The organism is Nocardiopsis sp. NPDC058631 (assembly GCF_042716955.1).
Classification (GTDB): Bacteria; Actinomycetota; Actinomycetes; order Streptosporangiales; family Streptosporangiaceae; genus Nocardiopsis.
Genome location: NZ_JBHXQY010000010.1, coordinates 43,266 through 66,031, shown reverse-complemented (window position 1 = coordinate 66,031; position 22,766 = coordinate 43,266). Strand labels below are relative to the sequence as shown.

Below are 22,766 nucleotides of genomic sequence, written 5' to 3'. Positions count from 1 at the left end.
GAACTCCTTCGTTCAACGTGGACGGAAACGGATCGTCTTCTCCGAGCTCCTCCGGCCGCCGGGGGCCTCGGGGTTGCGGTGGCGGGCCTGCGCCAGCGCGATGGTTCCTGCGATCGCCAGCCCGCTGAAGGCCAGCGCGCCCACCTGGGCCCCGGGGGTCTCCGGCGCGCCCTCCCCCAGGAGGAAGGCGCCGATCGCCACACCGACCACCGGGTCGGTGATCAGAAGGGTCGCGTAGGCGGCGGAGAAGTGCCCCGTGCGGTAGGCGTTCTGCATCAGCAGGGCGCCGAAGACCGCCGTGACCACGGCGAGCAGGGTCAGCCAGTCGATGACCCGGGTCCAGTCGCCGAGCGCGTTCGCGGTGACCACACGGGCCAGGCCGGAGGTGGTCCCCAGGGCCGCGCCGCCCACCAGGGCGAGCAGCAGGGCCCGGGTGCCCCTGTTCATCCAGTGCGCGGTGAGGTGGACGATGACGCCTGCGCCGATCGTGGCCCCGGCGAGCACGAGCGCCGTGGTGGTCGGGAGGACGGGGGTGTCGGATCCGTGCGGGAAGAGGAGGAGGACGCCGACGAGGCCGCCCATCACGGCGACCCCGGCGATGATCTGGGAGACCCCCACCCTCTGCCGGTTGAACACCGCCGACAGCACGATCGCGAACAGCAGCCCGGTCACGCCCAGCGGCTGGATGGTGGTCAGCGGCGCCCCGCTGAGGGCGATGAGGTGAAGACTCGCCCCCAGGACGACCGCGGCGCTGCCGATCAGCCAGCGGGGCTGGCGGAGCAGGTGCAGCAGGAACCCGGCACGGGCGACCTGTCGGCCGGGGGCCCGGACCGCGTCGCGCTCCTGGAGCGCGGAGCCGAGTGCCAGGCTGAACGCCCCCGCGACGGCGAGGATGACGGGCCACGGCATCACTGCCACCACCCGTCGTCCTCCACGGGCGTCCCCCATCTCTCCACCATCGCCGTATCCCCTGACATTCGGTCCCGACCCGGACCGTCGAGCTCCGGGTATGACCAGAACACTACGAACGGGAGGGTTCTGCCGGCGATGGGGCCAGCGCCCGTCCACCCGTAGTGCTCACCCCACCGCGCACCGGGGTTCGTCCACGTGCTGCGCCTTTCCTACGGTGGTTTTCGGCGTCTTCGCACCGTTCCGTCTGTTCCTACGTCTCCCGCAAAACACGGAGTGTTAAGAGCCATGCAGAGTCAAGACTGGGTATGGGGTGGACTCGAACGACGCCCCCGGAGGACCGATTACCACCAGGGGTGTGCCCTCGATGAGCACCGTGGCACTATGTCCGTTATTGGTCTAGACCGGACAGGAGCAGTCCACCGTGCCCGACACCCCCGTCTCACCCCTGCACCCCCGCCCCGTGATCCCCCGCCCCGCCCGGACGGAGCCCGGCGGCCAGGGAGGTCTCATCCTCACCGCCGCCACCAGGGTCTCCGCCGACACCGAAGCCCGGGGCACACTCACGTGGCTCCAGCGTGAACTCGGTGCGGCCACCGGGCTCGCCCTGGCCACGGGCGACGAGGCCAGTGCGCAGATCCGGCTCAGCGTCGACGCCCGGGCCGGTCTGGGAAGCGAGGGCTACCGGCTGATCGTGGACTCCGAGGGCGCCATCATCGTCGGCAACGACCCCGCCGGGGTGTTCTACGGCGCGCAGACCCTGCGCCAACTCCTTCCGCCCGACGCCTACCGCGACGCCCCCCTGGGTGGCACCGTGTGGGCACTGCCCGCCATCAGCGTCACCGACGCCCCGCGCTTCCGGTGGCGCGGCGCGATGCTGGACATCGCCCGCCACTTCTCCCCCAAACGGGAGATCCTGCGGTTCATCGACCTCCTGGCGATGCACAAGCTCAACGTGCTGCACCTGCACCTGACCGACGACCAGGGCTGGCGGATCGAGATCCGCCGCTACCCGCGGCTCACAGAGGTCGGCTCCTGGCGGACCGAGAGCCAGGTGGGCGCCGCCAGGCCGCCGGTGTTCGACGGCCGCCCCCACGGCGGATTCCTCACCCAGGACGACATCCGCGAGATCGTCGCCTACGCGGACGCCCGCCACGTGGCCGTCGTCCCCGAGATCGACGTGCCCGGCCACTCCCAGGCCGCCATCCACGCCTACCCGGAACTGGGTGAGAGCGGGCTGATCCCGGTGGGCACGCGGTGGGGTGTCTTCGACGAGGTCCTGGCGGTGACCGACAACGTCCTGGAGTTCTACAAGAACGTCTTCGACGAACTCCTCGAACTGTTCCCGAGCACCTACATCCACGTGGGCGGCGACGAGTGCCCCAAGACCCAGTGGAAGGACAGCGCGTCCGCGCAGAAGCGGATCAGGGACGAGGGACTGGCCGACGAGGACGAGCTCCAGAGCTGGTTCGTCCGGCAGCTGGACGAGCACCTGACGGCGCGCGGCCGCCGCCTGCTCGGCTGGGACGAGATCTTGGAGGGCGGGCTCGCACCCGGTGCGACCGTGATGTCGTGGCGCGGCGAGGAGGGCGGCATCGCCGCCGCCCGTGCCGGCCACGACGTGGTGATGAGCCCCACCGCCACCTCCTACCTCGACTACAAGCAGTCCGAGTCCGAGGACGAGCCGATCAAGGTGGGCACGCTGTTGCGGGTCGAGGACGTGTACACGGCGGAGACGGTCCCCCCGGGACTGACCGAGGAGGAGTCCCGGCACGTCCTCGGCGCTCAGGTGAACGTGTGGGTCGAGCACATCGACACGCCGCGCAGACTCGACTACATGGTGTTCCCCAGGCTGTCGGCCTTCGCGGAGAAGGTGTGGTCCGCAGATGAGCGCGACTACTCCGAGTTCGAGCCCCGTCTGCGGCGCCACCTGGAGCGGTTGGACGCCGCAGGGGTGGAGTACCGGCCGCTGGACGGCCCGCGCCCCTGGCACACCCGCCCCGGTGTCGGAGGCTGGGGGGAGTAGCGCCCCGCCCCGGTCCGCCGCGTTCGGGCGGCGGCAGGGGGGCGAGGTCAGAAGTAGGTGGCGACCGCGTCCACGACGGTGTCCGCGTCGTCCACCACCGGGATGACGTGCCAGCGGTCGAACGCGGTGCACGGGTGCGAGATGCCGAACGAGAGCAGGTCGCCTGGACGGACCCCCAGCTCCGGAGGAACGCGCAGGTAGGCGTGGTGGTCGTTGAGGTCGGTGATCTCGATGCCCTCCGCCTGCGCCGTGCCGCCGTCCGCGCGGCGCAGCAGGCGCGGGACGGGGAACCCCTGGTCGTGGTTGGCCTCGCGGCGCCCCAGGGCGGCGATCGCCAGTCCCCGCTCCGGCGTCGAGGTCACCTGCGCCCACAGCTCCAGGGCTCCGGCCAGGGCCCCGGGGCCCTCCGGAAGCCGGTTGTAGGGCGTGATCCGCTTGTACAGGCCGTCGTCGTGGGCGACGTAGGCGCCGCTGCGCAGGATCGGAACGTACTCGGTCCGGCCGCCCATCTCGTCGGCGACCAGGTCGAACCACGCACTGCCGCCCACTGAGACGATCGGCTGGTCCACCCCGAGCCCCTCCGTGAGGACTGCGGCGTCGCCGGAGAGGTCCCGGAGGAAGCCCCGGACCGCGTCGGCACCGGCCAGCGGGCCCTCGTAGCCCGCGACGCCCGCCACGGCCAGCCCCGGCGCCTCCCGCACCGCGTGCGCCACGGCGAGGACCTCCTCGCGGGTGCGGCAGCCGGTACGGCCGCCCGGGACGCCGCGTTCGACCAGGACCCTCAGGGGGCGTCGTCCCCCCGCCCCGGCGGCGACCGCGCGGGCGGCTGCGGCGACACCCTCCGCGGAGTCGGCGTAGAACAGGAACTCGAAACCGGGGTCGGTGTCGGCCTCCTCGGCCGCCCAGCGCAGGACCTTCTCGTCGAACAGCTGGTTGGCGAGCAGGATGCGGCGGACCCCGAACCGGCGAAAGTCCAGGACCTGGTTGGCGGTGGCGGCGGTGACGCCCCACGCACCCGCGTCCAGCTGGCGCTGGAGGAGGGAGGGGGCCATGGAGGTCTTGCCGTGCGGGGCGAACAGCAGGTTCCCCCGATGGGTGAAGTCGGCGAGCGCGGCGATGTTGCGGTCCAGCGCGGAGGCTCTCAGGACCATCAGGGGCCAGGTGAACGGGCCGGTGAACAGACCGTCGCGGCGGGCCGCGAACTCCTCCAGGGTGATCGGGTCGCCCGTCCACCACAGGCCCTTGGTCCGCCAGTCGACGTGCTCCTGGGGGATGGTCAGCCGATCGCTCACGTCGCCTTCGCCTCCTGCTCCAGTACCCCCGCGCCGGGAGCGGCCGTGGTCGGCCGCCCCCGCCCGGGGGTTCGGTGTGGTCGGGACCGATCATCCCATCGCCGGCGGCGCGGCCACCAGGGTCAGTAGCGGACCTGGGCGGGCACCGCCGTGGCGGCCCTCTCGATGGCGTCCCGTCCCCGGGTGAAGTCGGCGATCGCCCGCCGGCCGGTGTCGGGGAAGTCGGTGATGAACCCGTCGACCCCGAGGCGGAGGACGTGGTCCATGCGCGCTCTGTCGTTGACGGTGTAGGGCATGATCTCCAGGCCCGCCTCGTGGACGCGGTCGACGTAGGCCGCGTCGATGGTGGTGTGGTTGGGGTTGATCATGTGCGCCCAGGAGAACTCGGCGATGCGGCCCTCGGGTACACGCCCCAGGAGTGCGTGCGGGACGGCCGGCAGCAGGGACTTGGAACGCCGGACCGAATCCCAGTCGAAGCTCTGCACGATGAGTTTGCGGGGTTTCCAGGGCGGGTTGTGCTCCAGCCAGGTCCTGCGCCCGATCAGCTCCTCGGCGACCGCCCGTTCGATGCCCGGGTAGAGCGTGGGTTCCTTGACCTCCAGGAAGAGGTTGAGGTCCAGCTGCTCCAGCCGGTCGAGCGCCTCGTCGAAGGTCGGAACGGTCTCACCGGTGAAGGAGGGCGCGAACCACGACCCCGCGTCGAGCCGCTGGATCTCCTTCAAGGTGAAGTCGCCGACGAGGTAGGGGCTCCGGTCGGGGAAGACCGTCTCGACGTCGGTGGTACGCGCCAGCGTCGTGTCGTGCAGGAGCACGATCTGGTTGTCCGCGGTGCGCTGGATGTCGATCTCGACCGTCGCGGCTCCCAACTCGTGGGCCGCGTCGAGAGCGGCGAGCGTGTTCTCCGGTGCGTGTCCTGCGGCTCCCCGGTGGGAGACGGCGAGCAGGGGGCGGCTGGGTGCCGCGTGCTGGACCTCGATGACGTCCCGTGTGCTCGTCCCTGCCGGGTCGAGGGCCGGTGCCGCGACCGAGGCGGTGGCACTGACGGTAACGAAGAGTGAAACGGCTCCGACGACGATCCCGATGCGGCGCACCGGACCTCCCATGTGAGCGTGAACAGGCCGACTGCTTCCTCAGGGTGAGCGCGCATGGTGACAAGGCGGTGACCGTACGCAGAGCGTTCGGTGATCCGCTGCCCATCATCTGGTGGTGGACCAGCAACCCGGCGCTCCCATCTCACCCAATGCATCCCTTTGATTACTTCATGTGCGATTTTTGACCACAGAGTCCCCCGTTGACTACCCAGAGCCCTGAGACCATCACTATAAGTAGTCGATGGGAAGGAACACTTATGCGCAAGCACCACACGGGGTGGGTCGCGCTGCTCGGCGCCGCCGCCATCGCGACGTCGGGGCTGGTCGGCCTCCCGGCCGTGGCGTCCGCCGCCGACAGGGACGACGGGGGCCTGAGCTGGCCTGTGGTCCGGCAGGGGGTGTCGTCGTACAGCCTCGACGGGTTCAAGATCGGTTACCTGCCACCGGGGCTGGAGCGGTACGGGATCAACGCCTCCTCCACCACCGACCGGCTGGGGGCCCGCCAGTCGCAGATCTCCTGGGTCCAGGGCCCCGACCAGCTGTACGGCCGGGTCACGGTTCTGCGCTCGGAGCGGGTGCAGGAACTCGACGACCTCCGCCAGGGCCGTTACAGCCATCTGGCGGACAAGGGCCTGGAACGGCTGGCGGCAGGTGAGGACTTCGAGCACGAGGCCTACCTCTCGGAGTCCACGGGCGACCTGTTCTGGATGGAGCGACCGGGTGTCGCGATCACCACCCACCTCCAGCCGGAGCGGTGGGACAGGGGCGAACTGGTCGAGATGGCCGGTTCCGTGACCGAGGAGAACCGCTCCCAGGAGGCACCTGCGGAGCAGGCTCCGCAGACGCCGGTCGAGGCTCCCTCGGAGGAGGCCGCCGCCGAGGAGGAGGCCGCCGAGGAGGCCGCCGCCGAGGAGGCGCCCGTGACCGGGCCGGTGGCCCCGGAGGAGGCGGGAGCGCCCGCCGGGGGCCAGGACACCGCACCCGAGGTGCCCGCGGAGGAGGCACCCGCCGAGGAGGTTCCCCCGCAGGAGGCATCCGCGGAGGAGGCCGTAGAAGAGGCCGCCCCGGTCGAGAACCCCGGGGGTCCGCAGGCCCCCGAGGCTCCGGCGGAGGGCACCGGGGAACCCGCCGAGACCCCCGCCGAGACCCCGGCGGAGACCCCCGCTGAGGCGCCGGCGCAGACTCCCGGAAGCGCGGAACTGCCCGAGGGCGCCGGCTCCCGCGAGGTCAAGGAGTGCGTCATCGACCGGTTCGTGGACTTCGAGACCGGCGGGTCCGGGCTGGACGACAGCCGGCTGTCCCAGGCCGACGGGGAGTTCGTCGAGAGGGCCCTGACCAAGGACCAGCTCACCGAGGAGGACCGCGACCAGCTGCTCGCCACCGTCTGGCACTACGGCGAAGAGGGTGCCAAGACCGGTGCCGTCGACCACTGCGCCGGTGAACTCGGGCTGGAGACCGCCCAGGTGGAGGGCGTGATCGGCGAGGTCGTGGACCGGCTCGGCGAACTCTTCCAGGAGCCCGGACAGGAAGCGGCCACGGGTGTGGAGCAGGCGGCGGACGGGGACGGCGCACAGGAGGACGGCGCCACGGGCACGGAGTCCGAGCCCCTCGACCCCGTCGACGCCCAGGAGTGGGAGGAGCTGTGGGCCTCCCTGCCCTGGAGCTTCGAGGCCGGGGGCGTCTGACCCCTGGAAGGCCGGGGTGACCCGGACCGCACGGGCCCGGGACGGCTCGGGGTCACCCCGTCCCGCTCCGGGCCCGGGGCGGGACGGCCACCGGGCAGCATGATGCGGACGGGGGCCGGGGTCCCCCTGTATCCAGTCAACCCGGGGTTGGTGCGGCGCACCAGCCCCGGGTTCCGTCTGTGGACGGCCGTGCGGCGGGGATCCGACCCTGTGGACAACCCCTGGTGAGGCCCCAGGTGGGAACACCCCATGATGTACCGTCACCTCGATGCCCGCGGCCGGGCGCCCCGTCACCGACCCCGTTCGGGACGCCCCGCCACCGGACACCGACGGCGACCGCCGCCCCCCACCCCCGAGGAAGGGCCCGCTCAGATGCCCGGTTTCACCACACGTCCCCAGCTCCGCGGCGACTTCGGCATGGTCGCCTCCACCCACTGGCTGGCCAGTGCCACCGGCATGTCCCTGCTCGAACGCGGGGGCAACGCCTTCGACGCCGCCGTCGCTGCGGGCTTCACCCTCCAGGTCGTCGAACCCCACCTCAACGGCCCCGGCGGCGAGGTCCCCATCATCTACCAGGCGGCGGGCGCAGCCCCCCGCGTACTGTGCGGGCAGGGTGTGGCGCCCGCCGCCGCGACCATCGACGCCTACGAGGGCATGGACCGCATCCCGGGCAGCGGCGTGCTCGCCGCCACCGTGCCCGGTTCCTTCGACGCCTGGATGCAGCTCCTGCGCGACCACGGCACGATGACCGTCCGCGACGTCCTCGACCACGCCATCGGACTGGCCGAGCGCGGCTACCCCGTCCTGGACCGGATCGCCGCCGCCGTCACCGCCCTCGAACCCGTCTTCACCCGCCACTGGGCGGGGTCGGCCGCCGTCTACCTCCCCCACGGGACCGCGCCCGCCCCCGGGACGCGGCTGCGCAACCCCGTCCTGGCGGCCACCTACCGCCGGATGGTCGCCGAGGCGGAGAGCGCCGGCGGCAACCGCGAGGAGCAGATCGAGGCGGCGCGTGGAGCCTGGTCCCAGGGGTTCGTCGCCGAGGCCGTCGGCGACTTCCTGTCCTCCCCCGTCCCCGACGGCGCGGGCGTACCCCAGCGGGCACTGCTCACCGCCCAGGACATGGCGGACTGGAGCGCCGGCTACGAGGACCCGGTCGGTGTCGCCTACGGCTCCCACACCGTGCACAAGACCGGCCCGTGGGGCCAGGGTCCGACCATGCTCCAGCAGTTCCGCCTGGCGGAGGAGCTGGGGACCGGCCCCGGCGTCCGTGACGGGGTCACCGCCGACTTCGTCCACCGCGTGACCGAGTCCGCCAAACTCGCCTTCGCCGACCGCGAGGCCTGGTATGGCGACCCCGACTTCACCGACGTCCCCCTCAAGGAGCTGCTCGGCGCCGACTACGCCGCCGGGCGCGCCGCCCTGGTCGACGACACCCGTGCCAGCCTGGAGCAGCGGCCCGGCCGCATCGGCACCCGTTCCCCCTTCGAGCCGCCCGTCCACGTGCCCGGCCGGACGCCCGGCGACCGCACCACCGGCGAACCGACGGTGGGTGACGCGGCCGTCTCCAACCCCGCGAACCTGCGGGGCGACACCTGCCACGTGGACGTCGTGGACTCCCACGGCAACATGGTCTCGGCCACCCCCAGCGGCGGCTGGCTCAGCAGCTCACCGGTCATCCCCGCCCTGGGCTTCCCTCTCGGCAGCAGGGCCCAGATGTTCTGGCTGGACCCCGACTCCCCCAACGCCCTCGCGCCCCGCAAACGCCCCCGCACCACGCTCTCGCCGACCCTGGTCACCCGCGAGGACGGGCAGGCCGTACTGGCGATCGGCACCCCGGGCGGCGACCAACAGGACCAGTGGACGTTCACCGCGCTGCTGCGCGTCCTCAACGGGGTGGACGACCTCCAGGAGGCCCTGGACACCCCCATGTTCCACACCAACGCCTTCCCCAGCTCGTTCCACCCGCGTGAGACGGTACCCGGCGACCTGGTCGTGGAGCCCGGTGTCGGCGAGGACACCATCACCGACCTGATCGGGCGCGGGCACCGTGTGCAGGTCGCCCAGCCGTGGTCGCTGGGGCGGCTGGCGGCCGTGGCCCGCGACCCCGAGAGCGGCGAACTGCGCGCCGCCGCCGACGCACGCGGCTCGCAGGGGTACGCGGCCGGCCGCTGACCTGGAAGGAGACACGAGGGAACCGAAAAGGGGGTGGCCCTGAGCGGGGTGACTGTCGGACGCAGCTTGAGAGCGCTTGCCTGGCTTGATCTCGCCCCTTGCCAAATCGTCCGGTCACTGCTTATGTAGACCTGTGCAACGGACCCCCGAGAACTCTCGGAGCGCTCTCCGTCGCTACTCGAAACCATCGAATACAGGGTTCGCGCGCTGTCTCCCCCTCCCTCAGCGACGGCCCTGTTCCCCCTCCTGACCGAAGCCTGCCTTCCCCTCCCGGCTGGGTTTTTCGGACAAGGAGAAAAGAAGTGGGCCGTGGTGCCGCCGGCGCGGTGACATCACGGCCCACTCCTGTTTTCCCAGCGTTCCGCATTTCCCTCGTACACAAGGAAATCCCCGCCCGGACCAATTCCGGACGGGGAAATCCCGGGGTCACGCGTGGACGCGCACCGCGCCCGCGTAGTTCTGGGTCCGCACCGACGTGACGCGCACGTCCAGTCCGGTCCTCGGCGCTTCCAGCATCATGTCGTCGCCGAGGTAGATGGCGACGTGCGAGATGTAGTCCGGAGCCGTGGGGTCGGAGCGCCAGAACAGCAGGTCGCCGCGTTGGAGGTCCTCGTACTCCACCCGTTCTCCGGCGTTCCACTGGTCGTGGGTGACCCGGGGGATGTCCACCCCCGCCTCGCGGAACGCCCACTGGAGCAGTCCCGAGCAGTCGAAACCGACGTCGGGGGTGGTGCCGCCCCAGACGTAGGGGACGCCGAGCTGGGTCTCGGCGTTCGCGATGACCTGCTCGACGACCGTGGAGGGGACGGCGTCGCCGTCGACGAGGGGTTCGGGGGCGTCGGTGACGAGCTGGAGGGAGGCACCCTCCTCCCCCAGGACCTCACCCAGAGCCTCGTGCAGGTCCCACAGGTCGGCGTCGGGCGCCGAGACCACCAGGGCGTTGCCCCGGGGCATACCGAGTTCACCGGCGCGCTCGCGGGACACGAGCGCGTCGATGCCGGCGATGCCGGAGGTGGCGTGCGTCCACACCTCAAGGGGGATCTCACCGCGGCCGCCGGCCACGGTGACCTCGCTGCCGACCTCCAGTTCGCGGTCGGTGCCGACGTCCTTGGACAGCGCGATGTGGCCCTCGGCCACACCCTGCCAGATCTCGTCGGACTCGGCGGAGGGCTCGGGGGCGTGGTTGCGGAAGCTGGAGGGGCTGACACCGAGCAGGGAGGTCGGCTCTCCCTCGATCTCGACGCGGGCGGCGTCGACGGTCAGGACGTTCTCGACGCCCTCGATGTCACGGACGGCGTCGACGGCCCCGCGGGGCAGTTCGCCCGGGGCGACGGCGAAGTACTCGATGCTGCGGGCCTCGCGGAAGGGAGCCACGTAGGCGTCGCGTGTGAGATCGGAGACGTCGGAGACGTCGGGGGTCCGGGAGGTGGTCTCCTGGTCATGCCGGGGGTCTGCGCCGCTGGGGGCGTCGAGGGAGAGTTGTTCGCTGACGGGGGGGCGGTCCTGGACCACCGGGTCCGCCCAGGCAGGGCCGGCCCCGAGGGCGCTGAAGGCGACCGCGAACGCGACCGTGGTACCCGCACACGTTCTGAAACGGCTCCGCACGGGGAGATCTCACCTTTCTGTGAACCACCCGGGGTGTGGGGGACCCCTGAGGCGCACGGGCTGTCTGTCCTTGCGACACTTATCGCGTCCAAGAATGGGCGCACCACGACGAGTTTGCAAGAAGCCCACGCCGTTCGGTACCGGACGTTCAGCTCGCGGAGGTGCAGCCGTTCTAAAGACGTGCGTAGTTGTCGGTGACGACCGTCGCCAGGGGGAAGCGTACGGGAGTGTCCCCGAAAAGCGTCGTCCGGGTCTGCGTCTCCGCCTCGGCCACCGCGCGCACCGTCTCGTCCGCCAGTTCGGCGGGCACGTGCAGGACGACCTCGTCGTGGACGAAGAAGACGATCCCGCCCCCTTCCGGCACCTCCGGCAGGCGCCGCCGCAGTGCTGCCAACAGGACGAGCGCCCATTCGGCGGCGGTGGCCTGGACGACGAAGTTGCGGGTGAAACGTCCGTGGGCGCGCCGTCGGCGGTCGCCGCCGGGCCCCGCGACGGCGGCGGCCCAGTCGTCCGGTGCCGGTGAGGTCCGTCCCAGCCAGGAGCGGACGACTCCGCCGCCCTCCCCCGTGCGCGCGGCGGAGTCGACGTAGTCCAGGGCGCGCGGGTAGAGGCGGCGCATGGTGGCCAGGAGGGGTGCGGCGTCACCCGAGGTCTGCCCGTACATGGCGGAGAGCATGCCGATCTTGGCGCGTTCGCGGTCGCCGCCCACGTGCGCGGCCAGGCGGGCGTACAGGTCCTCCTCCGCGGCGGCCGCGGCGAGGGCGTCGTCTCCGGACACGGCGGCGAGTACGCGGGGTTCGAGTTGTCCGGCGTCGGCGCGCACGAGCACCCAGCCCGGGTCGGACCGGACCGCTCCGCGCAACGATTTGGGGATCTGGAGGGCACCGCCGCCGCGGGTGGCCCAGCGCCCGGAAACGACGCCGCCGACCACGTAGTCGGGGCGGAATCGGCCGAGCCGCTCGCCGTCGGGTCCGGGGCGGTCGCTGACCCAGGTCTCCAGCCAGGCCCAGCCGTTGGCCGAGTGCAGGCGGGCGAGCTCCTTGTAGCGCAGGAGCAGGGGCACGACGGGGTGGTCGACCTTCTCCAGGACCCAGGACCGGGTGGACTCCACGGGGTGGCCGATCCACGCCATGGCCTTGAGGACCTGGGCCGGCGAGTCGGGGTTGACCTCGCGGCCGACGGCGTCGCCGATGCGGGCGGCGAGGTCGGCCAGCACGGGCGGGCGCCGGCCGGCCGCGGGGCGTGGGCCGAGGATCTCGGTGAGGATCTGGTCGTGGACGCGGGGCCGCCAGGGCAGGCCGTCGTGGCTCATCTCGGCGGCGGCGAGCCCGCCCGCGGACTCCACGGCCGTGAGCAGGCGCATCCGCCCCGGGTGGGGGAGGTCGGCGATGCGGCGCAGCTGGTCGGCGTGCACCTCGACCAGGGCGGCGAGGCGGTCGGTGCCGGGCGGCAAAGTGGAGCGGTCGGCCTCGAAGAGCGCGGGCTGCGCCGCGGTCCCCTCGCCGAGCGGCCGGACCGGATCGGCGGGGACGGGCAGTCCGTGCAGCCTGGCCCAGGCCGCGCCGAGGGAGTGGGCCTCCCCGTGGCGGACCTGGTGGCCGAGCAGGAGCGCCTCGACCAGGGCCGCGTCGTGGCAGCGGGAGACCCTGGCGCCCGCCCTGACCAGGTCGGGGTAGACGTCCTCGCCGGAGGACCACACCCACCGGGGCGGCTCGGGGCCCGTGTGCTCGGCCGCGCGGACGGCGGAGGCGAGGTCGGCCACGCGTCGGACCGGGCCGGGGGCGTCGTCCAGTTCCTGGAGCCAGCCGCCGCCCTCGCCGTCGGCGACCACCGCGATCCTCATGGCCCCATTCTGGCCGCGCACGCCGACATTCGGTCGTTCCCTGCCAGAACGGGCACCGTGTCGGCCCACAGCCGCCCGCGGGGGCGGCGCCGACGGCGTCCGAGTCACCGCGGGCGGTGCCCGGAGCCCCCGGGAAGTCCGTGTCAGCGGGCGGTGGCCCCGATGTGGACGACGTTGTCCAGGGGCTCTCCCGAGGCCCAGCGGGCGAGCTGGGTGTCCATGAAGGCGCGGGCGCGCGGGTAAAACGCGGCGGCTCCACCCGCGATGTGCGGGGTGAAGAAGACCCCCGGCGCGTCCCACAGGGGGTGGTCGGCGGGCAGCGGCTCGGGGTCGGTGACGTCGAGGGCTGCGCGCACGCGGCCGTTCTGCGCCAACAGGGCCCGGGTGTCCAGGACCGCTCCCCGCCCCACGTTGACCACGAGCGCGTCGTCGCGCAGCAGGGCGAACTCCTCGGGGCCGAACAGGCCGCGGGTCGCCTCGGTGAGCGGGGTGACCATCACGACGATGTCGACGCCGGGCAGCAGGGCGTGCAGCTCGTCGACGCCGTGCACGTCCTCGTCGGGGCGGGCCCGGCTGGCCACGCGGACGACCTCGGTCTCGAAGGCGAGCAGGCGCCGCTCGATGGCCTTGCCGATGCTGCCGTAGCCGATGACCATCACGCGCGAGTCGGCCAGGGAGCGCAGCGGGACGGCCTCCCAGCGGTGGTCCCTCTGGTCGAGCGCCCACCGGGGGAGGTCGCGCTGCGCGGCGAGGATCAGGGCGAGGGTGTGCTCGGCGGTGCTGGCGTCGTGCAGCCCGCGCCCGTTGCACAGGGTCACGTGGTCGGGGACCAGCGGCAGGACGTGCTCGTAGCCCGCGGAGAGGAGCTGGACGACCTCCAGCGAGGGCATCCGCGCGATCACGTCGAGGCGTTCGTCGACGCCCTGGGAGGAGGGGGCGTAGGGCACCTGGTAGAAGGCGACCTCCTCGATGCCGCTCTCGGGGGCGGTCCCTCCGGCGTAGACGTCCACCGTCAGGGAGTCCGGGGCGCTCGCCCTGTTCTGTTCCCACTGCACCAGTGCTCGGCCACCCATGTCACCGCACCCCTTCCCTCGGTCCGTTTCACGGACACCCTAGTGTCCCGCGCACACCGGAGTCCGATGGTGGGACGAACCTCGCGTTCGCTCCGGCTCTTCCGCGGGTGGCGGGGCAGGGGCAGGCCGTCCGGGGGGACGGTGCGAGCGGCCCCACCGGCTTCAGGGGCGTGCGACGCGCGCCAGCTCATAACAGGCGATGGCCGCGGCCGCGGTGACGTTGAGGGAGTCGACGTCGCGCTCGGCCATCGGGATGTGCACCCGCGCGGTCGCGCGCTCCAGCCAGCGAGCGGACAACCCGTCGCCCTCGGTGCCCAGCAGCAGCCCGACCCGGTCCGTGGGGGCGAGCGAGGCCATGGCCTCGCCGATCGGCACCGAACCCTCCCCCGGCGTGAGCGCCATCAGGTGGAACCCCGCGGCGCGCAGGGTGTCCAGACCGCCGTGCCAGTCGTCCATACGGGTGTGGGGCAGCGTGAAGACCGCGCCCATGGACACCTTGACCGACCGCCGGTACAGCGGGTCGGCGCAGCGGGGCGCGAGGACGACGGCGTCCACGCCCAGGCCGGCCGCGCTGCGGAAGATGGCGCCCACGTTGGTGTGGTCCACCAGGTCCTCGAGCACGACGATGCTGCGGGCTCCGCGCAGGACCTCGTCGAGCGCGGGCAGGGCCCGGCGGTGGAAGGCCGCCAGCGCGCCGCGGTGCAGGTCGAAGCCGACGAGCCGCTCCGCCGTGTCCTCGGAGACGACGTACAGCGGCGCGTCGGAACCGGTCACCACGTCGTCGAGGGCCTCGGCCCGGCGTTCGGTGAGCAGGAAGCTGCGTGGGCGAAACCCTGCGGCGGCCGCCCGGCGGATGACCTTGTCGCCCTCGGCCATGAAGAGGCCGTGCTCGGCCTCCAGGTGGCGGCGCAGGTTCACGTCCCGTAGGCGGGTGTAGTCGGCCAGGCGCGGGTCCTCGGGGTCACTGACCTTGATGACGTCCATGGGACAGGATTATCTCCTGTCCGGAGTGCCCGCCCGCCGAGGTGCCGCGGGATCAGCCGATCTGGTCGGTGAGGGCGCGCAGGCGCTGCCAGCGCGCCTCCTCGCAGGACCCCTTGCGTGTGAGCGTCGTCTCGACCTCCTGGCCCTCCCAGGTGCCGATGACGGCGGCTTCCTGCTGGCCGTAGACCTTGTCGGTGCAGACGGTGCCCTCGCCGACCTCGGTGAACAGCTGTTCGCCACCCGGGTCCGCGGCGGCGGTGGGTTCGGCGTCGTCCTCGGCGGGGACCTCCTCCGACTCCTCCCCGGCGCCCTGCGCGCTCTCGGTCCCGCCCTCGAACTCGGAGGCGGCCAGGGCCAGCTCGGCACAGGTGGCGGGGTCCTCCTCCGCGTCGCCGGTGCAGCGCAGCGTCTGCACCCAGGCGCGGTCGCGGTCGCTGACCTGGATCTGGAGGAAACCGACCGGACCCGGTTCGGCCACCGGTGCGGGCTCCGGTGCGACCGGGCCGGCGTCGGGGGTCATCGCCGTGGTGGCCTGGACGTCCTGGGGTGGCAGCATCGACGGACCGACGACCACCCCATAGGCGATCGCGCCGACGCAGCAGGCGCCGGCGAGCATGACGGTACCGAGTGTGCCTCGGTTCCGGTGGTCACGATGCGATGGGGACATACCAAAAACCCTCGGGGGTCGGCTGGTCACGAGTCGTCCACTGGGGAGTGTGAGTCGGGGTGGACGCCAGGGGTGGGGCCCAAGCTTAGCGGTCGGCACGGATCACTCCTCCGAGAGCACCGTAACAAAGCGGTCACCCCGATCCGGCGGCTCCGGGGCACCCCGCGTGTACGGCCCGCCCCTTCCGCTTCACCGTTACCAACGAGTAAGGTCCACGTGAAGAATCGTTCGCGCCCCAGGGCGCGGTCGTTCGTACTCCACCCCGTGGGACGCCGGCCGGCGCGTGATGGTTCGCCACTTCCCCTACCGCGGGTGCGGGACGCCACCCCCTGCGGCCTCCCCTCGCACCCACCCGGCTTCCGGGCGGCCACCGGTCGCAAGCCGGACCCCGCCACACCCCCGGAGTGCACGTGTCCAGTGGACGCCACCGTCATCCCTCCCCGACCAGCCGGGCCACCCGCAGTGTGTTCAGGTCGCCGCTGGGGGTCGCCGCGATCGTCGTCGCTCTCATCACCGTCGCCGCGGTCGCGGTTCCGCTCGCCCTGAACTCACTGGGTTGCGGCGACGTCCGCTACCTGCGCGTGTCGGCGACCCAGAGCATCGCACCCGTGCTGCGCGAGGCCGCCACCGAGTTCAACGCCGACCGTCCCGGCTACGGCGACGCGTGCGTCTACGCGCAGGTCGACGAGATCGCGCCGCACCGCATCATGACCGCGCTGTCCGGCGGGCAGCCGGGCGACTCCACCATCGCCCCCCACGTGTGGGTGCCCGAGTCGTCGGCCTGGGTCGAGCTGGCCAGGGTCTCCGCGGGCGGAACACACGGCATCGAGCCGGACCCGCCCTCCCTCGCGTCCTCGCCCGTGGTCCTGGCCGCCCCCGAGCAGACCGACGGCATGCCCGACCCCGACGACACCAGCTGGACCACGGTCCTGCCCGACGCCCGGGACCCGGACCGTCCGCTGGTCATGGTCGACCCCAACCGCGGCGCCGACGGCATGACGGTCATGCACGCCGTGCGCAGCCACCTGGGCACCGGCGACGACGCCGACACCGCCATGACCGACTTCGTGCGCGACGTGCAGATGGACAGCGCGTTCGGCGAGATCGACCTCACCACCTTCTACACGGGTTCCGCGGCCTCCGGACAGCGCGTGGACCCGGTGATCATCGTCCCCGAACAGGCGGTGGTGTCCTACAACCTGGACCGGGCGCAGTCCGCGCCCCCGCTGGACGCCCACTATCCGTCCGAGGGAACCGTCAGCCTCGACTACCCCTACGTCACCACCACCGACGACACGGCGCTGCGGTCCGCCGCGGCGGACCTGTACGAGGTGCTGGGCGACGACGCCTACCGCTCGCGCCTGCGCGAGCTGGGGTTCCGCGACCCCGGTGGGAACGCGTCGTCCGCCCTGGCCGCCCAGCCCGGCCTGATCCCCGAGGAACCCGCCACCCACGAGGACCTGACCGGCGACGCCCTGCTGGCCTCGGTCACCGACTGGAACCGGCTGTCGATGCCCAGCCGCACGCTGGTGCTCGCCGACGTCTCGGACAACATGGCGGACGACCTCGACGGCGCGGGCGGCCCCACCAGGATGGAGGCCGCCCTCCAGGCCGCCCTGCTGGGCCTGTCGCTGTTCCCCGACGAGACCGACATGGGCCTGTGGCTGATGTCGGACGAGTACGGGGAGGAGGGCCGCGAGGAGTCGGCCGACATGCACCAGCTGGGTACCTCGGACGGCGAGGGCGACTCGACCCGCCGCCAGGAGCTCACGGCCGTGGCCGAGGGTGTCGGGGTGCGCGGCGGCGGCTCCCGCCTGTACGACAACATCCTCGCCGCCTACAACGAGGTTCAGGACGGCTACCACGAGGACAAGATCAACAGTGTCATCCTGCTCACCGCCGGTCAGGACGAGGGGTCCAGCGACATCTCGCACGCGGAGCTGGTCGCTGCGCTGCAGGACCGGTTCGACCCCCAGCGCCCGGTCAGCATGTTCATCATCGCCTTCGGTTCTCAGGCGGAGGAGGCGGAGCTGAGGCAGGTCGCCGGGGCCACGAGCGGTTCGGCGTTCGTGACCGACGACCCGGACGAGATCGGCGACATCTTCCTCAGCTCGATCTCCCGCAGGCTGTGCGTTCCCCACTGCGACAACTGAGGCGGACCCCCGGTCGGCCCCCGGAGTCCATCCGCTTCCGGGGCCGGCCGGCGAGAGCGCCCAATGGTCTCGATTGGATATCGGAATCGAGTTTCGGTCCGACCGCTTCACACTTCGCAGCCCGCGCGGAAGCGAACCGAATATCCCGAGGTGACCGGCGCTGAGCTCGGGTTCACCCCCCGTGCACCCGGGGGTCACCGGCCCGCGGCACGTCCGGTCGGCATTCACTACCGCTGGTCCGTTGAGTACCGTTCCCACCAGTAACACACCGGTGGCCGGTTCACTCCCGATGTGGACCGGTACGCGCGGCCCGTCCCGGGCCGGTCGCCCACGAGCCGGCATGTCTCCCCCCGGACGGCGCCCCGTCCGTACATCACCCCGTGAGGAAACCTGTGGGACGTCACCGCGGAAGATACGCAGAAGAACCCTCCCGCCAGGCCAGACGCCGGCGCGGCCGGGGCGGGGCCTTCGTGGCCCTGGCCGCCGCGCTGGTGATCGTGCTCGGCCTCGCCGTGGCGGGCGTGTACATGTTCGGCGGGTCCGACAGGTGCGGCGGCTCCGACATCGCGCTCGACGTGGCCGTCAGCCCCGAACTGGCCCCCGCCATCGACCAGGTCGCCTCCGACTTCAACGCCGGGGAGAACCAGGTGGACGGGCGCTGCGTGCACGCCGAGGTGCGCCAGGTCGACTCCGCCAACGTCGCCTACCAGATCACCGGTTCGGGCGCCACCATGGGTGACACCGAGTCCGACGTGTGGATCCCCGACTCCTCCGTGTGGCCCCGGCTGGTCCAGAGCCAGGCGGGCGACGCCGTCATCACCGAGACCGGCACCTCCGTGGCCCGCTCACCGCTGGTCCTCGCCGAACTCGCCGAGTTCTCCGACGGGGAGGCGGACCTGACCTGGGCGGACGTCATCCCCACCTCCGCCCCCGGTGAGCCGTCCGACCGCAGCGTGCGCGTCGTCGACCCCGCCCGAAGCTCCACCGGCCTGGGCACCCTCTCCTTGTTGCGGACCGCGTTGGAGGAGTCGAGCCCGGACGCCGACACCTTCAACGCCCAGATGACGGCCGCCCTCCAGGCACTCCACCAGGGGGCGTCCTCCGACGAGGACGCCGCGTTCCTCGCCCTCAGCGGCGGCCAGGCCGACTCCCCTCCCGCGATGGTGATGTCCGAACAGGCCGTGTGGCGCTACAACGCGGCGCACGCCGACGCCTCCGCCCGCGCCCACTACCTGGAGGGCGGCACCTACTACCTCGACTACCCGTACGTGGTGCGCAGCGAGGAGAGCGACCTCACCCGCGCCGCCGAGGTGTTCCGGGAGGCGGTCCGCTCGGACGAGGCGCTCCCCCACCTCCTCGGGCAGGGGTTCCGCGGCCCCGGCGACCAGATGGACGCCTCCGTGCTCACCGAGGAGGTCGGCTTCGCGGAGGACGCCCCCGAGGAGCTGCCCACCCCCTCCGACGGGACCGTGACCGACCTGACCCGGTCCTGGAACCAGCTCAAGATGGACTCCCGGGTGCTCGCGATCGTGGACGTGTCCGGATCGATGCTCGCCGAGGTGCCCGGTACCGGGATGACCCGCATGCAGGTGACGGGCGCCGCCGCCACGGAGGGCCTCCAGATGTTCACGCCCACCTCGGAGCTGGGCCTGTGGGAGTTCTCCACCGACGTCAACAACAACCTGCACTACCAGGAGCTGACGCCCGTCCGCGAGCTCCAGGCCGCCGGGGACGGCGGGACCGAGCACCGCGACGTCATCGCCGGGGCTCTGGCCGGACTCCAGCCCCGGCCGCAGGGCGACACCGCGCTGTACGAGACCTACCTGGCCGCCTACCAGGAGATGTCGCGCACCTACCAGCCCGACCGGACCAACGTCATCCTGATGCTCACCGACGGGGACAACGACAACCCCGGTGGGATGGCGTTGGACGAGCTGATGACGCAGATCGACGACATCGCGAGCCCGTCCCGGCCCATCCCGATCATCACGATCGCGTTCGGGCCGGACGTGCAGAACCTGGAACCGCTCCAGGAGATCGCCGCGGCCACGGGCGGCGCCGCCTACATGACGGAGGACCCCACCGAGATCGGCGACATCTTCCTCCAGGCGTTCTCGCTGCGGCTCACCGAGGACGATCCCGGTACCGGGTGACGGTGGTCCCGCGCCGGCGCGGGACCACCGGGGCGGCCCGGACACGGTGGTGGAGCGCGTCCGCGCCGCCTCCGGCGTCGGGCCCCGGGCGTGACTGGGGGTGACAAGACCCTGTCCTACAGAGAAGGGGATATGGACTTCTCCCCCGTGTTGGCGTACCCAGGGAAGGGCCGGGAACCGCTACCCGGGTGCCCGGCCCCTCGCGGAGGGGACGTGCCCCGCGGTCGGTCAAACCGAGTCTTCCGGGCCTTCCCCGCAGCGTCGGGCCCGGCCACACGACGACCCGATGGGGGAGTGCCATGGTGAAGGCGTGGATGCCCGGTGCCGAGAGGCTCGACGGCGGGGCCACCCGAACACCCCCCGGTGCGGGTGCGCCGCGCGCCGTGTGGACGGTGACCGGCTCCGACCCCGGTTCGTGGTCCGCGCAGGAGGAGGCGCGGCGGCTGGTGGGCGAGGGGCGCGCGACGCACCTCGTCTGGAACCCCCTGACCGGTGGAACCGTCCAGAGCCTGGCGGCGACCAGGCGCTGCCGTCTGGAACTGGGCAGTACCGACCTGTACGGACAGCACCTCGACCACGGGCACGAGGGCCGTGTGTGCCTGGTCGTGTCGGTGGTGGCCTTCCGTGAGACCCCCTTCACGGACGGCCCGATGCACGGCCTGGAACCGCTGCTGGCATGGCTGGAGTCCTGGGGGGTGCGCCGGGCGTGGCCCGCCGGCCCGCCCGGGGCCGACAACCCCAAGCCGGAGGAGGCCGCCCGCGCGTGGGCCAGGGGAGGCCACTTCGGCCATGACCAGGTCCCGGGGTCGTCCGCGAAGGGGCCGGGGAGGTTGGACACCGCGTACCTGTTGTCAGCAGCGGCGGGACCCGCACGCACGGGCGGGGGCGCGGAACCCGTCCTCCTGCCGAGCCCCCGCACCGACCCCGACCACAACCCTGTGCCACGCTGTGAACACGAAAGGTGATGGCCCTGTGGTCCACGCTCCCGTGAGCACGGGGAACCGGGTACCACTGGTCGATCACCGCCCCGCCACCCCTTAGTCTGTCGCCCATGGGTGGATCTATCGAGCCGGGTTGGTACGCGGACCCGCAGGGCGACGCGCAGACGCTCAGATGGTGGAACGGCGACGAGTGGACGCGGCATACCCGTTCACTGAGCGAACTCCAGGGCGGTGTCGGCGTCCCGGAGAACGAGGAGGCCGCCACGGCGTTCCTGGGCGCTTCCGACCGCGGGGACTCCGCTCCCCCTGCCGAGGAGGAGGTCGGGACCATACGGCTGGGCTCCTCCGCGCCGTCGGCCGCGCCGATCGAGGACGAGCCCAGCACCATGCGCCTCGGCCCGTCCTGGGCGCATGGCACCCCCGAACCGCCCACTCCGGTGGACGACGAGCCCAGCACCATGCGCATCAGCCCCTCGTGGGCGCAGGACTCCTCCCGGCCGCCCGCCACCCCTCCCTCCCCGGCGCCCCCCACCCCCGCGCCGATCGACGACGAACCCAGCACCATGCGCATCAGCCCGTCCTGGGCCCGGAGCGCCGCCCCCGCGCCCTCCCCCGAGACGACGGCCCCCACGCCCCCGCCCGCACCGGCGGACGACGACCACGGCACCGTGCGCATCAACCCCTCCTGGGCACAGGGCCCCTCCGAGGACGAGACGCCCACCGCGGACGTGCGCGGCCCCGATGACGACGAGACGCCGACCGCGGACCTGAGCGACGCCGGCGCCACCATGCGCGTGAACCCCGGCGACCTCCCCGGCCGGGACCAGGACGAGGCGCCCACCGCGGACTTCGGCGACGACGAGATCCCCACGGCCAACCTCACCGACGACGACATCCGCCCCCAACCGCCCACCCCCGTTTTCAGCCCCTCCGCCGACGCCCCCCGCACAGCGGTCTTCACGCCGTCCGCGCAGGAGCCCTCCGGAACGGCCGTGTTCGACCCCAATGACCCCATGTTCTCGGGCTCCGGGAACGCCGGGAATGCCGCAGACGACGGGGCCGAGGACGGCAAGGGCGGCAAGATCAACAAGTTCCTGGGCAGCCTCAAGGAGGGCTGGGCCGACCTCTCCGAGGAACGCAAGGAGCAGCGCCGCAAGTCCGAGGAGGAGGCCGCCAAGCAGCGCGAGGAGGAGCGCGTCCGCAAGGAGGCCGAACTCCAGGAGGAGGCCGGGCGCCGCGCGGCGGAGGCCGAACGCCTCGCCGAGGAGCAGGCCCGCAACCCCCAGGGACAGCCCCCCGGCCAGGCGCAGGGCCAGGCCCCGGGCGCCGGTGCAGCCGTGCCCGGCGAACCGCAGCCCGCGCAGCCGTGGCCCTCCCGGACCCCGGACGAGCAGGCCCAGGGCCAGGTCCCCGGCCGGCAGGCGTCCGGGCCGCAGGACAGGGGACAGCAACCGTCGGGGGCGCAGACACCCGCGCAGCAGTACCCGGGCGCCCCGCCCTTCTCCGGCCCGCAGCAGGGGCACGCCGTTCCGCCGTCCGCGCCCTCCGGACCGTATCCGGGGGCTTACCCGCCGCAGCGCTCCGGCCCGCAGCACCCCCCGTCGGGCCCGCAGCCCGGCTACCGCCAGCCCCCGCCGCACCAGCAGGGCGGTTTCCCACCGCCCGGGTACCCGCCCCAGCAGATGGGCCACCCGAACATGGGCGGCCACCCCCAGCAGGGCCCCCCGATGCCGCCCCCGCAGCAGATGCACCGACCCCCTCAGGGACCGCCGCCCGGTTACCCCCAGGGCGCCGGCTTCCGCGCGGGCGGCCCCGGAGCGCCCGGCGGGCAGCCGCCGATGGGTGGCCCCCGCGGTGGCCACCAACAGCCGCAGTGGGGCCCGGGGCCGGGTGGGCAGCCGCCCGGCGGCCAGCCGTACCCGCAGCAACCCCCTCAGCCGCCGCGGAAGAAGAAAAAGCGCGGCTGCGGCTGCGGCTGCTTCTTCTTCCTCCTGATCCTGCTCGTCGTCCTCGCCCTGGGCTACCTCCAGTTCTGGGGCGTCTACGACTGGATGTACGCCTTCTTCGGCGTCGGTGCGCCCTCCGGCATCTCCGACAGCTGGGTCTGGGACTGACCGGCCACTGGGGCGGTCGGGCCGGGGGCCCGGCCGCCCCTCCGCCATCCCCGGC

General features: G+C 72.6%; 15 protein-coding genes. 7 read left to right on the top strand and 8 right to left on the bottom strand.

All coding sequences use genetic code 11. From position 1 onward, the window contains the following. Positions 1–12 precede the first annotated feature (12 nt). Positions 13–909, bottom strand: coding sequence for a DMT family transporter (locus ACFWTE_RS05940; RefSeq protein ID WP_378778222.1), 897 nt, complete (start codon positions 907–909; stop codon positions 13–15). A 424-nt stretch (positions 910–1,333) separates the two neighbouring features. On the opposite strand from ACFWTE_RS05940, the gene ACFWTE_RS05935 reads away from it, so the two are divergent. Next, entirely contained in the window at positions 1,334–2,935 is a 1,602-nt protein-coding gene (locus tag ACFWTE_RS05935; RefSeq protein WP_378778199.1) for a beta-N-acetylhexosaminidase, read from the top strand. Positions 2,936–2,982: 47 nt separating this feature from the next. Here the strand turns inward: ACFWTE_RS05935 and ACFWTE_RS05930 are convergent, their stop codons facing one another. Next, a complete protein-coding gene (locus ACFWTE_RS05930; protein ID WP_378778198.1) occupies positions 2,983–4,227 on the bottom strand; it encodes an alanine racemase in 1,245 nt (414 codons plus the stop codon). A 122-nt stretch (positions 4,228–4,349) separates the two neighbouring features. Then, positions 4,350–5,318 carry a glycerophosphodiester phosphodiesterase gene (locus tag ACFWTE_RS05925; protein WP_378778197.1) on the bottom strand — a complete coding sequence of 323 codons (969 nt, stop codon included), beginning with the start codon at positions 5,316–5,318 and terminating at the stop codon, positions 4,350–4,352. 257 nt (positions 5,319–5,575) lie between these two features. On the opposite strand from ACFWTE_RS05925, the gene ACFWTE_RS05920 reads away from it, so the two are divergent. Both ACFWTE_RS05920 and ACFWTE_RS05915 read left to right on the top strand, forming a co-directional pair. Further along, positions 5,576–7,003 (top strand): hypothetical protein, encoded by a 1,428-nt coding sequence (locus ACFWTE_RS05920; RefSeq protein WP_378778196.1) that lies wholly within the window; start codon positions 5,576–5,578, stop codon positions 7,001–7,003. Between the two features lie 372 nt (positions 7,004–7,375). After that, entirely contained in the window at positions 7,376–9,178 is a 1,803-nt protein-coding gene (locus tag ACFWTE_RS05915) for a gamma-glutamyltransferase family protein (RefSeq protein ID WP_378778195.1), read from the top strand. A gap of 426 nt (positions 9,179–9,604) precedes the next feature. Here ACFWTE_RS05915 and ACFWTE_RS05910 read toward each other — a convergent pair whose 3' ends face one another. The 5 genes from ACFWTE_RS05910 to ACFWTE_RS05890 form a co-directional block, all read right to left on the bottom strand. Further along, complete coding sequence (locus tag ACFWTE_RS05910; protein ID WP_378778194.1) at positions 9,605–10,783, bottom strand: C40 family peptidase; 1,179 nt, start codon at positions 10,781–10,783, stop codon at positions 9,605–9,607. Positions 10,784–10,955: 172 nt separating this feature from the next. Next, on the bottom strand, positions 10,956–12,626 hold the full coding sequence (locus tag ACFWTE_RS05905; RefSeq protein ID WP_378778193.1) for a bifunctional 3'-5' exonuclease/DNA polymerase: 1,671 nt from the start codon (positions 12,624–12,626) through the stop codon (positions 10,956–10,958). Between the two features lie 143 nt (positions 12,627–12,769). After that, the gene (locus tag ACFWTE_RS05900; protein ID WP_378778192.1) at positions 12,770–13,699 is read right to left on the bottom strand and encodes a 2-hydroxyacid dehydrogenase; all 930 of its coding nucleotides are present in this window, start codon (positions 13,697–13,699) and stop codon (positions 12,770–12,772) included. A 162-nt stretch (positions 13,700–13,861) separates the two neighbouring features. Then, a complete protein-coding gene (locus ACFWTE_RS05895) occupies positions 13,862–14,683 on the bottom strand; it encodes a TrmH family RNA methyltransferase (protein WP_378778191.1) in 822 nt (273 codons plus the stop codon). 52 nt (positions 14,684–14,735) lie between these two features. Next, a complete protein-coding gene (locus ACFWTE_RS05890; protein ID WP_378778190.1) occupies positions 14,736–15,350 on the bottom strand; it encodes a hypothetical protein in 615 nt (204 codons plus the stop codon). A 410-nt stretch (positions 15,351–15,760) separates the two neighbouring features. Here ACFWTE_RS05890 and ACFWTE_RS05885 point away from each other — a divergent pair, with 410 nt between their 5' ends. The 4 genes from ACFWTE_RS05885 to ACFWTE_RS05870 all read left to right on the top strand — a co-directional run bounded on the left by ACFWTE_RS05885 (position 15,761) and on the right by ACFWTE_RS05870 (position 22,711). Further along, positions 15,761–17,503: a substrate-binding domain-containing protein gene (locus tag ACFWTE_RS05885; RefSeq protein WP_378778189.1), complete on the top strand. Its 1,743-nt coding sequence runs from the start codon at positions 15,761–15,763 to the stop codon at positions 17,501–17,503. A gap of 392 nt (positions 17,504–17,895) precedes the next feature. Beyond that, the gene (locus ACFWTE_RS05880; RefSeq protein WP_378778188.1) at positions 17,896–19,656 is read left to right on the top strand and encodes a substrate-binding domain-containing protein; all 1,761 of its coding nucleotides are present in this window, start codon (positions 17,896–17,898) and stop codon (positions 19,654–19,656) included. 299 nt (positions 19,657–19,955) lie between these two features. Then, positions 19,956–20,621: a hypothetical protein gene (locus tag ACFWTE_RS05875; protein ID WP_378778187.1), complete on the top strand. Its 666-nt coding sequence runs from the start codon at positions 19,956–19,958 to the stop codon at positions 20,619–20,621. An 86-nt stretch (positions 20,622–20,707) separates the two neighbouring features. Continuing rightward, on the top strand, positions 20,708–22,711 hold the full coding sequence (locus tag ACFWTE_RS05870) for a hypothetical protein (protein ID WP_378778186.1): 2,004 nt from the start codon (positions 20,708–20,710) through the stop codon (positions 22,709–22,711). The last annotated feature ends 55 nt before the right edge of the window (positions 22,712–22,766 follow it).